The organism is Solibaculum mannosilyticum (assembly GCF_015140235.1).
GTDB classification, from domain to species: Bacteria; Bacillota; Clostridia; order Oscillospirales; family Acutalibacteraceae; genus Solibaculum; species Solibaculum mannosilyticum.
Genome location: NZ_AP023321.1, coordinates 1,068,317 through 1,081,996, shown reverse-complemented (window position 1 = coordinate 1,081,996; position 13,680 = coordinate 1,068,317). Strand labels below are relative to the sequence as shown.

General features: G+C 49.8%; 12 protein-coding genes. 7 read left to right on the top strand and 5 right to left on the bottom strand.

The genetic code is table 11. The features are described 5' to 3' along the window. Nucleotides 1-43: 43 nt before the first annotated feature. Entirely contained in the window at nucleotides 44-1,435 is a 1,392-nt protein-coding gene (locus tag C12CBH8_RS05035) for a sensor histidine kinase (RefSeq protein ID WP_215533681.1), read from the bottom strand. Nucleotides 1,436-1,437: 2 nt separating this feature from the next. Further along, nucleotides 1,438-2,139 (bottom strand): response regulator transcription factor, encoded by a 702-nt coding sequence (locus C12CBH8_RS05030; RefSeq protein WP_090263444.1) that lies wholly within the window; start codon nucleotides 2,137-2,139, stop codon nucleotides 1,438-1,440. Nucleotides 2,140-2,289: 150 nt separating this feature from the next. Between C12CBH8_RS05030 and C12CBH8_RS05025 the strand changes: the two genes are divergently transcribed. The 7 genes from C12CBH8_RS05025 to C12CBH8_RS04995 all read left to right on the top strand — a co-directional run bounded on the left by C12CBH8_RS05025 (nucleotide 2,290) and on the right by C12CBH8_RS04995 (nucleotide 9,317). Then, entirely contained in the window at nucleotides 2,290-3,045 is a 756-nt protein-coding gene (locus C12CBH8_RS05025) for an ABC transporter ATP-binding protein (protein WP_090263446.1), read from the top strand. Between the two features lie 8 nt (nucleotides 3,046-3,053). Further along, entirely contained in the window at nucleotides 3,054-3,767 is a 714-nt protein-coding gene (locus tag C12CBH8_RS05020; RefSeq protein ID WP_246441753.1) for an ABC transporter permease, read from the top strand. Next, nucleotides 3,764-4,534, top strand: a complete 771-nt coding sequence (locus C12CBH8_RS05015; RefSeq protein ID WP_215533679.1) for an ABC transporter permease — start codon at nucleotides 3,764-3,766, stop codon at nucleotides 4,532-4,534. Before C12CBH8_RS05020 ends, C12CBH8_RS05015 begins: the two co-directional genes overlap by 4 nt. 5 nt (nucleotides 4,535-4,539) lie before the next feature. After that, complete coding sequence (locus tag C12CBH8_RS05010) at nucleotides 4,540-4,821, top strand: hypothetical protein (RefSeq protein ID WP_090263686.1); 282 nt, start codon at nucleotides 4,540-4,542, stop codon at nucleotides 4,819-4,821. Nucleotides 4,822-5,036: 215 nt separating this feature from the next. Beyond that, nucleotides 5,037-5,654: a TetR/AcrR family transcriptional regulator gene (locus C12CBH8_RS05005; protein WP_215533678.1), complete on the top strand. Its 618-nt coding sequence runs from the start codon at nucleotides 5,037-5,039 to the stop codon at nucleotides 5,652-5,654. Between the two features lie 117 nt (nucleotides 5,655-5,771). Further along, nucleotides 5,772-7,574: an ABC transporter ATP-binding protein gene (locus C12CBH8_RS05000; protein WP_215533677.1), complete on the top strand. Its 1,803-nt coding sequence runs from the start codon at nucleotides 5,772-5,774 to the stop codon at nucleotides 7,572-7,574. Next, a complete protein-coding gene (locus C12CBH8_RS04995; protein WP_099321881.1) occupies nucleotides 7,575-9,317 on the top strand; it encodes an ABC transporter ATP-binding protein in 1,743 nt (580 codons plus the stop codon). A 139-nt stretch (nucleotides 9,318-9,456) separates the two neighbouring features. Here C12CBH8_RS04995 and C12CBH8_RS04990 read toward each other — a convergent pair whose 3' ends face one another. From C12CBH8_RS04990 to C12CBH8_RS04980, 3 genes are all read right to left on the bottom strand, one after another. After that, nucleotides 9,457-11,190: an ABC transporter ATP-binding protein gene (locus C12CBH8_RS04990; protein WP_215533676.1), complete on the bottom strand. Its 1,734-nt coding sequence runs from the start codon at nucleotides 11,188-11,190 to the stop codon at nucleotides 9,457-9,459. Then, complete coding sequence (locus C12CBH8_RS04985; protein ID WP_215533675.1) at nucleotides 11,187-12,929, bottom strand: ABC transporter ATP-binding protein; 1,743 nt, start codon at nucleotides 12,927-12,929, stop codon at nucleotides 11,187-11,189. The genes C12CBH8_RS04990 and C12CBH8_RS04985 overlap by 4 nt, the downstream gene beginning before the upstream one ends. A 98-nt stretch (nucleotides 12,930-13,027) precedes the next feature. Further along, a complete protein-coding gene (locus tag C12CBH8_RS04980; protein WP_090263464.1) occupies nucleotides 13,028-13,654 on the bottom strand; it encodes a TetR/AcrR family transcriptional regulator in 627 nt (208 codons plus the stop codon). Nucleotides 13,655-13,680 lie beyond the last annotated feature (26 nt).

Genomic DNA, 13,680 nt, shown 5'->3' with positions numbered 1-13,680 from the left:
ATCAAAAGGCCGCTTTCTCCTAGTTTATTTAGTTGATTATACTTCACTTTGCTGGAAAAATTAAGGTTGCGACAAATCCGCGATGGGAACCATGATCAAATGTAACCGTTCCGCCATGCGCGGCGACAATCTGCTGCACTATCAGGAGGCCCAGACCATGCCGCGGCTCTGCTGTTCCATGGTCGTTCATCATATAGTGCGGCGTATTGCGGAGATTTTTCAGCTTCTCATCGGTAATACCTATACCATCGTCTTCCACGATGATATGATAAGCATCTGCTACAGCCTGTACGCCCACGGAGATATGACAGCCTTTTGGATTATGTGCCTGGGAATTGTCAATCAAATTGTTGACCGCACGGACAAGTAATTCCTTATCCCCATCTATCATACAAGGTTCCAGATCCTCGATGGTATTCCATTCCATTGGATATTTTTCGTCTAAATCTGCATTCATGTGTTCTACGACACTCTGCCTGGCTATTGCGATCAAATTGACTGGCTGCATATGGAGAATCTGCATATTGTATTCCAATTTGGATGCTAGATTCAGATCGTTCACCAGTTTTTTTATCCTAAGACTCTGCCGGCGAATAATCGATGCTTTTCTTTTGTCTTCTTCAGAAAGCTCCGTACTTTCCTCCAGCTGCCCGGCATAGCCCATCACCATGGAGAGCGGTGTACGGATATCATGGGAGACGCCGGAGATCCAATTTGCACGGGCGGTTTCTTTTTTCTTGAGTTCCCTCTCCTGCCGCCGGAGCTTCTCGGATACGCTGTTGAGCGCGACAGCTAAATCTGAAAGCATTCCCTTTTCTTTAATATAAACTTCTTTTCCTTCCGGCAGATCCTGGATTCCTCCGACAATAGGTTTTATTGATTTTAACACGCCCGATGTCGATATAAAATAGATCAAGATGATGACAAAAAAATTGACCGCTGCAAAAAGTAAAATTAGTTGCGGTATCTTGGCAACCAGCTGATAATCAAAAGTCGGCCACATATGTTTCCAGTACATATCCTTTGGATACCCCATAAGAATCAGGTCATCCCCACGGGCTGCGGTAGTGGTGGGATAGTCTTCAATATATCCCCTCGTATAATAGGAGATATCCGACGCGGAGTAATGGAGCGGTATGCCTTCTGGAAGATTCTCGCTGTGCCAGATCACATCGCCGGTTCGATCCCCGATTAAAATTGCCCACGCATTTCTTTGCTGTAAGATTGTTTCCCCTTCCTCTGAAAGCGTATAACTTCCGCTTTCCGTTTCAGCCAACTCTGTTCCAATCCGTTCTGCGGCATCCCATCCGCCTGCGTTCGATGTGCTTCTGTAAAAGACAAAAATAAGCAACAGAATATTGATCACAAATAAAATGATCACCGAGAAAAGCAAGATCTTTGCAAAGCGTCGGATAAGTTTAAAGGTGCTTTTCATCGTCAGCCCTCCAGCATCAGTTTATACCCTAGGCCCTTGACGGTAATCAAGGACACCGGCCGGGAAGGGTTGGCTTCAATCTTTTCACGGATTCGGCGGATATGTGCCATCAGACTGTTCTCATACCCGTACGGATTTTCCCCCCAAGCAGCCTCGCACAGCTGATCGATCGTCACAATGCGTCCAGCATTCCGGTAGAGGCCCTGCAGAATCTCATACTCTTTGGCGGTGAGCGAGAAATGTTCCCCGTTTTTAACCACCTCAGCTCGTGAAAAATCAATCTGGCTTCCCGCCAGCTGGACCAATGGGTTTTCCTCTTTATAATACCGCCGAAGGATAATCCCGACTCGCAATAGCAATTCCTGATCCAGAAACGGTTTTACCATATAATCGTCCGCACCCAGACCCAGGCCGTGAATTTTATCCTCGTCCTCTCCGCGGGCTGTCAAAAACAGGACTGGTATTTTTGTAAATATTCTCAGCTGTTCTAAAAGGGAAAAGCCGTCTCCGTCCGGCAGCATCACATCTAAGATGGCAAAATCCGGATCCCATTCTTTTGCAACTATAACCGCTTCCCTCATTGTGCCTGCTGTTCGGACTTGTGTATAACCATCTTTCCTCAGAAAATCAGAGACCATATCTAAGATTTCCTTCTCGTCGTCCACGAGGAGGACTTTTTTCTGTTTTAAATAGCTGTAATCCATATTCGTTTCCTCCTATCCTGCATTATATCATAGAAATCCGCTTCCTTCTTTAAGCAGTTCAAAATGTAAAGGAAATGTAAGGTGGAGAGAAGGTTCACACAAGGTTGGCTGTTTAGAATACAATCATCACAGAAAAGGAGATTATGATATATGAACATAATTGAAACCAGTGATCTGACAAAATCCTATGGGGATTTCACAGCGGTCTCCCACTTGGGTCTGCACATCCGAAAGGGCAGTGTCTATGGGTTTCTCGGCCCCAACGGCGCTGGAAAATCCACTACCATGAAAATGCTTTTGGGTTTGACGCGTCCTACAGAAGGCAGTTTCCAAATCGATGGAAAATCCTATCCATCTGATCGAGTGGCCATCTTGAAAGAGGTCGGATCCTTTCTCGAAGCCCCTGCCTTTTACGGTAATCTGACGGGAGAAGAAAATTTGGATATCATCCGAAAAATCCTGGGATTGCCGAAAAACAGCGTTTCCGACGCTTTAGAACTCGTGGGATTAACCCAGTTCCGCAAACGCCTTGCGAAAAAGTACTCCCTCGGTATGAAGCAGCGTCTGGGGCTGGCGGGAGCTCTCATAGGACGGCCGCCCATTCTCATTTTAGACGAACCGACCAATGGTCTCGATCCTGTGGGGATTCATGAGATCCGTACTCTCATTAAATCTCTTCCACAGCAGTTTGACTGTACGGTACTGGTTTCCTCTCACCTGCTTCCAGAAGTTGAGCTGATGGCAGACGACATTGGGATCCTCAACCATGGCCGTCTGCTCTTTGAAGGGACTATGGAAGAATTAAAGTCGAGCGCCCGTTCTGCCGGATTCCCTACCGATAATCTGGAGGAGACCTTCCTGGCTATGATCGACCAAGACAACCGAAAGAGAGGCGCCCAGGGATGACATTAGGTTTGGAAACAACAAAAATAAAGCGTACCGGCTATGTGCCTGCTTTTCTATGCTGCGGACTTTTGGCTTCGGCATTCCCGCTGGTCAATATGTTGGTTCGTCCAGAGACGTTTACCGCACTTTCTGGAAATCCGTTTTCTATTTTGATGGATGCCAATTGGCAGATGATGGCTATGTTGAACATCTTGGCTCTTATCTGTGGAGCCTGCGTGATGTATCACACCGAATACGCCGACAATGGCGCCCAAAAGATGGATGTACTGCCCGTCCGAACTGGAAGCATGTTTTTAGGAAAATTTACAATTTCAGCCCTGCTTTTGGCAACTATGATCGTCCTTGAAACCGCTGTCCTCACTGGATGTGCCGTATATTGGTTCCCTTCCTACGAATTTAATTTGCTGGAACTCTTAAAATGCACAGCATTTCAATGGTTCATCACCTTGCCTACCGTGATGTTGATGCTGGTAATCGCCTCTGCTTGCAAAAATATGTGGGTCTCCTTGGGGATCGGCGTGATTTTGGTGTTTATCCTTTCCATATTGCCTCAGGAAAATTTAGTACTGAGTCTGCTCCCATTTAGCTCGCCTTATCAAGCCTTTGCCACTGTGGCGGAACAGAATCAAGTCCTGTTATTTTTAGGTATCTGTGCGGTGGAGACGGCAGTTTTAGGCATTGCCGAACCTCTCTATCAGAAGATCAGGAGGTGTTACGAATGAGTTTTTGTTCTTTAGTCGGCATAGAGCTGAAAAAAATCCGTCGTTCTAAAATCTTGTTGATCCTGCTGGCTCCGGTCATTATGATGTGGATCCCCAGCATTGTCAATTCACAGATGAACTTTGATACACGTGACATCCCCATCACACCAGAGAACAATTTCTTTATCCAGGGGTTTATGGGAATGGTATGGTTTATGATCCCGGCATCCCTGGTTGTTTGCACGGTATTGCTCATCCAAACCGAACGTTCTCACAGAGGTATTGTTAAAATGTTGTCTTTGCCAGTCAGTACTGCCAAACTTTGCCTTGCGAAATTCTCTGTTCTGATTCTATTGGCATTGATACAAATGGCAATGACCGTTTGCGCGTATTATATCAGTGCGGTTATCGCTTCCCAGATACAGGATTACAATTTTATTTTGGAACCGCTTTACGTCTGTCAAAACGCCCTGATTATTTATGCCGGTGCAATTCCTATGGCTGCGGTATTTTGGATGATTGCCAGCCTTATCCAATCCCCTGTTTTTTCCGTAGGGATTGGTTTGGCTTCTATCGTTCCTTCCGTTTTGATTATCAATACAAAAATCTGGTTCGCCTATCCGATGAGCTACCCCTTCTATCTGCTGATGGTGCAATACGGGAGAGCCACCCAAGGTATTTACAATACGCACATCGACTGGCTGCCTTGGCTTCCAGCTGCCGCTGTGATTACTGTGATTGCACTTGCCTTAGCTTGTATGCGGTTCGGCGCTTCTGAAAGGAGATGATTATGATGAAAAACAAAGTTTGTACCGCCATTGCCACTCTTATGTTGTTTATCCCATGGACCATTTTTCCGCTGCGTACTTTTGACTGGGCATTGGAATCCCCGGTAGCGGAAATCATAGTCTATAGCTACGCAACCTTTATGATTTTATCCGGTATTTTTTCCATCCTGTCTTATACCAAAGGCAAAGTGAAAAACAAATGGATGCAGGTCTGCACAGTCATCAATGGAATCTATGCGGTCGGCGCTATTGCCATGATCGGCCTGGTACTTTCCAACCTATTTTAACCGTAAGCTCTATTTTAGATAGATTTATTTGTAAATTAATTGATATATCTGGCTGGATCTGCGGCCAGATATTTTTCTTTTCAGACCTCTCCTATGCAGACAAAAAATGGACATATTTCGTATTTGCACGGATATACAGCGTTATCGCTCTTGACAACGCCGTATATCCGGTGTATTATAACACTGTTATATATCACTGTTATATGGAGACTGTTATGCAAGAAAATTCACCAGCTACATTGGAAAAAATTCAACAGGCAGCCTTGGACGAATTTTCTGAGAAAGGCTTTCTCGGGGCTTCCCTGCGGCAGATTGTAAAACACGCCGGGGTGACCACGGGAGCCTTTTACGGCTATTTCTCCAGCAAGGAGGCCCTGTTTGCATCTATCGTAGAGCCTCACGCTGCCGCTTTAATGGGCAGGTTTATGGAAGCTCAAATCTCCTTTGCCGAGCTGCCCCAAAAAGAGCAGCCGGAGCACATGGGTGTGGAATCGGGGGCCTATACCCGTTGGATGGTGGAATATATCTGCCAGCATCGGGATCCGGTAAAGCTGTTGCTGTGCCGGGCAGAAGGTACCGGTTACCAAAACTTTGTCCACAACATGGTGGAGGTTGAGGTGGAATCTACACTGCAATATATTGAGGTACTTCGCCGCCTGGGACGGAAGGTACCGGAACTGGATCGACAGATGTGTCACATCCTTGCCAGCAGCATGTTTAACGGCATCTTTGAAGTGGTGATCCACGATATGCCCTACGAACAGGCGATGCACTATGTGAATCAGCTGCGGGATTTTTATACTGCCGGTTGGATGAAACTGATGACGCCATAACGGCCATACGATTGTGCGTAGTGATATGCACAGACCGAATAGCTGAAGGGGATTCCCTTCCTATTTTTTGCCCATGGGTTAGTGTTAACTAACTATCATATATAAGGAGGTTATCCAATGAAAAAAGAAAAAAAGAGCGATCTGGCGGTCCTGCTCGGCTATGCAGGCAGCCACAAAGGCCTGACCTTCCTGGGGCTGGCCTTGTCGGCGGTGTCCATGCTGCTAAGTATGGCACCCTATATCTGTATCTGGCTGGCGGCCCGAGATTTGATCGCCGTAGCGCCGGAGTGGACCCAGGCACAAAATGTCACCCAGTACGGTTGGCTGGCTTTCGCCTTTGCGGTAGGGGGTATTGTGATATATTTTGCGGGTCTGATGTGTACCCATCTGGCGGCATTTCGTACAGCGTCCAACATCCGCAAGCAAGGTGTTGCCCACGTGATGAAAGCCCCTTTGGGCTTCTTTGATTCCAATGCTTCCGGTCTGATCCGAGGCCGGTTGGATGCAGCAGCAGCCGATACCGAGACGCTGCTTGCACACAACTTGGCCGATATCGTCGGTACGATCGTCCTGTTTCTGGCCATGCTGGTGCTGATGTTCGTCTTTGACTGGAGGATGGGAGCCGCCTGCCTGCTGGCAGCGGTGATTTCTGTGATTGCCATGTTTTCCATGATGGGCGGTAAAAATGCCAAACTGATGGCGGAATATCAGGCGGCTCAGGACCGTATGACCAAGGCGGGTACCGAGTATGTCCGGGGCATCCCTGTGGTGAAGATCTTCCAGCAGACGGTCTATTCCTTCAAGGCGTTTCAACAGGCCATTGAGGAGTACAGCAGCAAAGCTGAACATTACCAGTCGGATGTGTGCCGGGTTCCGCAGTCCGTCAACCTGACCTTCACGGAAGGGGCCTTTGTCTTCCTGGTACCGGCAGCGTTGTTCCTAGCGCCAGGAGCCCTGTCCAACGGTAATTTTGCCGGCTTTGTCACTAATTTCGCCTTCTACGCAGTCTTTTCAGCCATCATCTCCACGGCGCTGGCCAAGATCATGTTCGCCGCTTCCGGTATGATGCTGGCCGGCACTGCTCTGGGCCGTATCAATCAGGTCATGAATGCTCCCACTTTAAAAGCTCCTTCACATCCGTTGGAACCCCATGGGAATCAAGTGGAATTCAAGGATGTGAGCTTTACCTATGACGGTGCGGAAACATCTGCCCTCTCCCACGTCTCCTTCACAGCAGAGCCGGGACAAACCGTGGCATTGGTAGGACCGTCCGGCGGCGGCAAGACCACTGCGGCCAGCCTGATCCCGCGGTTTTGGGATGCGACTTCAGGTGTGGTGGAAGTTGGCGGCGTTGATGTGACCTGTATCGATCCCCATGTACTCATGAATCAGGTGGCCTTCGTATTCCAGAACAACCGCCTGTTTAAGGCCTCTATCCTGGAAAATGTACGAGCTGCCCGTCCGGAAGCCACACAGGAACAGGTACAGGCCGCGTTGATGGCTGCCCAGTGCCAGGATATTCTGGAAAAACTTCCGAACGGCCTCGATACCCAAATCGGTTCCGAGGGAACCTATCTCTCTGGCGGCGAGCAGCAACGCATCGCTTTGGCACGGGCTATTTTGAAAGATGCCCCCATCGTAGTGCTGGACGAAGCCACAGCCTTTGCCGATCCGGAAAATGAGGTGTTGATCCAGAAAGCCTTCGCCACGCTGACCAAAGACCGTACTGTCATCATGATCGCCCACCGTCTTTCCACTGTTGTAGGTGCGGATAAAATTATTGTCCTGGAGGAGGGGCGCATCGCCGAACAGGGTGCCCATGCGGAGCTTATCGCTGCAGGCGGGCTGTATGCCCGGATGTGGACCGACTACAATCGAGCGGTTCAGTGGAAGATCATCAGCGAGAAGGAGGCGGAGTAAATGTTCAGCAAAAAGTTTCAACGAAAATACGCCCTGACCGACCAGGGGATACGCAATACTAAGAAGGGCGCTTTCTGGACAGTCATCGTCAACCTAGTCGTTATGGGCGGTGTCAGCATCCTGTATTTAATGATGTCCGGCTTTATGGGAACCCTGACAGAGGAAGGTCCGCTGCCCAGTGTGGCATTGGCCGTCGGGCTGGTACTCCTGTTTGTCGTCCTATCTCTCGTGACCCATCTGCAGCAATACAAGGCGACCTATGGACTAGTGTATAACGAAGTCAAGACAACACGTCTCAGCCTGGCGGAACGGCTCCGCAAGTTGCCCCTGGGTTACTTTGGCAAGCGGGATCTGGCCGACCTGACCGAGACCCTCATGGGAGACGTCAACCGTATGGAACACGTCTGGTCCCATGTACTGGGATATCTGTACGGTTCTTACATCTCCACGGCGCTCATCGCCGTCTGCCTGCTTGTGTACGACTGGAGACTGGCTCTTGCCTGTCTTTGGGGTGTACCGGTGGCCTTTGGACTGTTGTTCGGCAGCCGTAAAATGACCAGCCGCAATGCTGAACGGACGAAAAAAGCGGCTGTTGTCGTCTCCGATGGTATCCAGGAAGCACTGGAGAATGTCCGGGAAATCCGTGCCACCAATCAGGAGGAACGGTATCTGGAAGGACTCAACCGGAAAATCGACGAGCACGAACGGATTATGATCCGGGGCGAACTCGGCACCGGCCTTTTCGTTAACGCCGCCAGCGTGATCATGCGTCTGGGCGTGGCGACTACAATCCTTGTGGGAGCCAATTTGATTCTATCTGGCAACATCGACTTTATGCTGTTGTTTTTGTTCTTGTTAGTTATCACCCGGGTCTATGCGCCTTTCGATCAAAGCTTGGCTCTCATCGCCGAAATGTTTGTATCGCAGGTGTCCGCCGACCGTATGATGGAGATCTACGATACTCCCACTGCAGAGGGCGCCGAGACTTTTAATCCCAAAGGACATGACATCGTATTTGAGCATGTGAGCTTCGCTTACGATAAGAAGGAAGTTCTGCGCGATGTGAACTTTACCGCCAAAGAAGGAGAGATCACTGCACTGGTAGGGCCCTCTGGCTCCGGAAAGAGTACCTGCGCCCGACTGGCCGCAAGACTGTGGGATGTCACCGAGGGTGCTGTCAAAGTGGGAGGCGTAGATATCTCTACTGTAGATCCGGAGGTTCTTCTGAAGGATTACTCTATGGTTTTTCAGGATGTGGTGCTCTTTGACGATACGGTGATGGAAAACATCCGCCTTGGCAAGCACGGCGCCACGAACGAGGAAGTGCTGGCTGCAGCCAAAGCTGCAAACTGTGATGAGTTTGTCCGCAAACTGCCAAAAGGTTATGATACTCCCATCGGTGAGAACGGAGCAAAGCTTTCCGGCGGGGAACGGCAGCGAATCTCTATTGCCCGGGCTCTTTTAAAGGATGCACCTATTGTATTGCTGGATGAGGCGACTGCCAGTCTGGACGTTGAAAACGAGACCAAGGTACAAGGGGCGCTCTCCCGTCTGCTGGCAGGCAAGACCGTATTGGTAATCGCCCATCGGATGCGTACGGTAGAAGCGGCCGACAAGATCGTCGTCCTGGCTGACGGCCGGGTAGCGGAAGAAGGTTCTCCAGCGGAATTGATGGCCAAAGGCGGACTCTATCGCCGCATGGTGGAGTTGCAACAGCAAAGTGCTCAGTGGAGTCTGGAATAAGCGATTTCCAAACCAATAGGTTTCATAATACCTTTCTGGTCTATTAAAATAGGTCAGGTTCTTTGAACTGCCTGACGAATTCATAAAAACAGGGCACAGCAGAAAATGCTGTGCCCTGTTGCTGATAATTAAGGATATATTACCCTAACTTCCAGCCGGCGGCCTCCCTACGGGCAGTGAGGAAATCCCGGTACAGGCCGGGCTGATCTGCCAATTCCTGATGGGCACCCTTCTGTACGATCCGGCCGGCGTCCAGCACCAGAATCTGATCTGCCTTCTGCACCGTTTTGAGCCGGTGGGCAATCATGATTATGGTCTTATCCTGCATCAGCGCCTCCATAGCCCTCTGTAGTTTGTCTTCGTTCTCCGGATCCACATTTGCGGTCGCCTCGTCGAAGATAATGATAGGCGCATCCTTGAGAATGGCGCGTGCAATGGAGATTCGCTGTTTCTCCCCGCCGGACAAAGTGGCTCCACCCTCGCCTATCACTGTATTGTATCCATCTGGAAGAGAACGGATAAATTCATCGCAACAGGCTTGTTTTGCCGCTGCTACTACTTCCTCATGGGTAGCTTCCGGACGGCCAAACTTGATGTTGTTCTCAATGGTGTCGGCAAAGAGGTACACCTTCTGAAAAACCATACTCACCTGATCCATCAGGGATTCCAAGGTGTAATCCTTTACATCGGTGCCGCCGATACGGACGGAGCCTCGGTCCACATCCCAGAATCGGGCAATCAAGCTGCATAGAGTCGTCTTGCCAGAACCACTGGGGCCTACGATCGCTGTGGTAGTCTTATCCGGAATCACGATAGAAACGTCTTTTAGAATGGGCCTACAGTCATAGGAAAAGTCCACGTGCTCAAAAGTGATGTCATGCTTTGCAGGACAAACTGTCTTCCCGTGTTCGTCTATTTCCTGGATGCTATCCACCTGATTGGCGTGGTCAATAGAGCTTCCTACCAGGCGTAGCGCAGATACACCGCTTCCTGCAGACTGGATCTGGGAAAAAATCAGGAAAGAGACCACCACAGCCATCAGGGCATTGGCTAGGGACATGGCACCGTTTAAGCAGAACAGCACTGCCATCACCAGAATCAGGACGCTGAATACATGAAAAACAATCTCCTGGGCCATGGTGTATGGGGTAAAGAGCTTTTCAATGGCCAGGTTATTGTCCCGACTGTCCTCCATCGCTTTTCGTACCCGTTTGTCGCCTTTGCCGGTGAGGTTGAAAGACTTAATGACACTCATCCCCTGAAGCTGCTCCAAAACCGCTTCTACCAGCTTTGCCTCCGCCTTTTGCCGCTTCGGGGCAATGCGGGCGGAACGCTTTTCCATGGCAGAGAGGATCAAGAGGTAGAGAACCATACCGAGGAGGGCCAAAAGACCAATGCGCCAATCCCACGCCAGCACAAACAGGAACATCACCAATGAATTGATGAGTCCACCCAAAATACCTACCAGTACCATGGGGCCGGTACTCTCCACTTCATCCAGTACGGTGGTGGTAATCCCCGTCAGCTCGCCAAGACTTTTGTCGTTGAAATATCCCATAGGAATTCGCTTCAGCTTGTCGCCGATGCCAATGCGTTTGTTTGCCACCATAAAATACCCGGCATGGGTCTGCTCAAGCTGTGTGAACCGGTTGATGACCGCCCTCCCCAGGATACTGGCTATCAGCAGACCCAGAGCTTGCCATGCGGGCGCGGTGGAAGTAGAACCGTCCACCAGTGCCAAAACAATCACATAGATGGCGGCGATCTGGAACATATGGAAAATCGCATAGAAAAAGCCGCCGATTATGGATTTACGGATATTCTTCTGTTCCTCTCCGGCAAACCGCCAGATTTTTTTCAATACCTCGATCATGCTGCATCACCGTCCTTTGCTCCGATGTGAGCCTTCCACATCTCCTGATACAGTTTGCTTTGTTTTAAAAGTTCCTTATGTGTGCCGCTGCCGGCGATCCGGCCGTCCGCAACGATATAAATCTGGTCGGCGTCGGTGATGGTGGAGAGCCGGTGGGCGATAACGATGACTGTCTTGCCCTCCACCAGCCTAGCCACCGCTTGCTGGATGACCGCCTCGTTTTCCGGGTCGATGTAGGCGGTGGCCTCGTCCAAAATCACAATGGGAGCGTCCTTCAGCATGGCTCTGGCGATGGCAATCCGCTGCCGTTCTCCGCCGGAGAGATGGGCTCCTCCACCGCCAACCACTGTGTCATACCCATTTTCCAAGTTTCGGATAAAGCTGTCACAACCGGCGGCTTTTGCTACCGCTTCTACTTCCCTATCCGTGGCACCGGGTTTCCCCATGCGGATGTTTTCCCGTACAGTCTCATCAAACAAATAATTGTCCTGAGAGACAAAGGCCACTTGATCGTAAAGCTGCGGAAGGGGAATTTCCTTTAAGTCACATCCTCCCAGCGTAATAGAACCCTGCTTTACATCCCAAAACCCGCCAATGAGCTTGGCGATGGTGGATTTCCCCGATCCACTGGGACCTACAAAAGCAGTCATCGTCCCTTCCGGTATGGAGAGGGACACATCATGGAGAATCTCCTTGTCCTCGTGATAACCGAAAGAGACGTGATCGACCTGGATATCTGCGGATCTGAGCTTCACCGGCTGATTTCCGTGATCCTGCTCCTCCCCGTTTAGAATAGAGTCCACGCCTTCTACAATGGTCCCCACTTTGGCCAGACTGTCCACAAAATCCATAGCGGCCAGCAGCGGCCCGGCGATTCCCAGCGAAAGGATGATGGCGGTGATAAAGGTTTCTACAGTGAGGCTGCCTCCCTGATATAAGAGCCAGCCCACCGGCAGAATGGTGATCATGGTCGTGGGCGCCAATGCACGGGAAATGGATATGGGCATCTGACAGCTCTTCATCCAGTGATAGAAATAAGAGGCGTTGGCCTTAATCCGTTCAGAAAACTTGGCATAGGAATTTTTCCCTTGATTGAAGGCCTTGATGACCTCAATGCCGCCGATGTACTCTACAATTGTGGAGTTCATCGCCTGGGTAACCTTGACGGAACCCTCGTACTGCTTGCCGTAGTTCTTCATGACTGCCATCATAAAGACCATGCCGACGGGGATGGAGACAAGGGAAAGCAGCGCCATCCGCCAGTCCAGTACAAATAAGTAAATCAGGATGCTGACGGGACCTAAGATATTGGCTGTCATTTCCGGCAAAAGATGTGCCAGCGGACGTTCCATACTCTCCACCTGGTCCACAATAATCTGTTTCATCTGGCCGCTGGAGGTGTCCATAACGGTGCCCAACGGCATTTTCGGCAGCTTCACAAGGATTCGCTCCCGGATGCTTTTGAGGATGGAAAAGGTGGCCTTATGGGACATGGACAGGGCCAGTGAATAAAGAATGGCTCGCAGAAGAAAACCGACTAAGGCAGTTCCACACCACAGGATATAAAATTGAGGATCTGTGTTCCCGCCAAGAAGGCCAATGATGATTTGAGCCGCTGCAAAATAGGGCAACATCCCGCACAGCACGCCGACAGCGGCGGACAGAATGGCTCGGATAAGGCTGCCGTGATAGTCATTCCCCAGTTCCCATAGACGCAACATCGGGTTTTGTTTTTGCATAGGTATTCCTCCTTTTAGTTAGTTTTTACTAATCTTCAGTTATATAAAAAGGCCGTCTGCGGATCCGAACAGAAAACGGCCTGATTATAAACTATTGATTAAGGTTCTGAGGCGTAGAAAATCGTGGAGAAGCCCTGCATATGGTAGCGGTTCAAGAGCCGGACGTATTTGACTGCTGAAGACTTATCCATGTTATGGCGCACTACTTCAAACATGCCGTTAAAATAGGCCGTGACTACGATATGGACAAATTCCTCTGTCACCAGGCCGGACTTCACACTCTCACATCCGATGACCTCCATGTATTTGTAGGTATAGTCTACCTCGATATCTACCAGTTCCTCCACAAAGCGGGAAAATTGAGTGCCTTCTGCGCTATCCAGGAGCAGTTGGAATTCATCAAAATGCTCATAGATATAGTCCAGCATTTTCATCTGATGCAAAGAAGTATATTGTCCCATTTCGGCGCGCTGAACCTCTTCGTCGAAGGCGTGGAACCTCTCCTGGACTTCTAAAAACATTTTCTTGAAGCCGTTGGCAACCGATCCCACGATGGCCTGGAAAAGCCCTTCCTTGTCTCCAAAGCGGGTATAAATAGATCCGGTACTGGTACCCGCCTGCTGAGCGATGGTGCGCAGGGAAGCGTCCTTGTATCCCTTTTCCAGAAATTCCTTTTTGGCATACTCCAGTACCGCTTCATAGACGCCCTCAATCTGCTTCGCCATTTTCTCACCATCCTTCCTTTTAGATT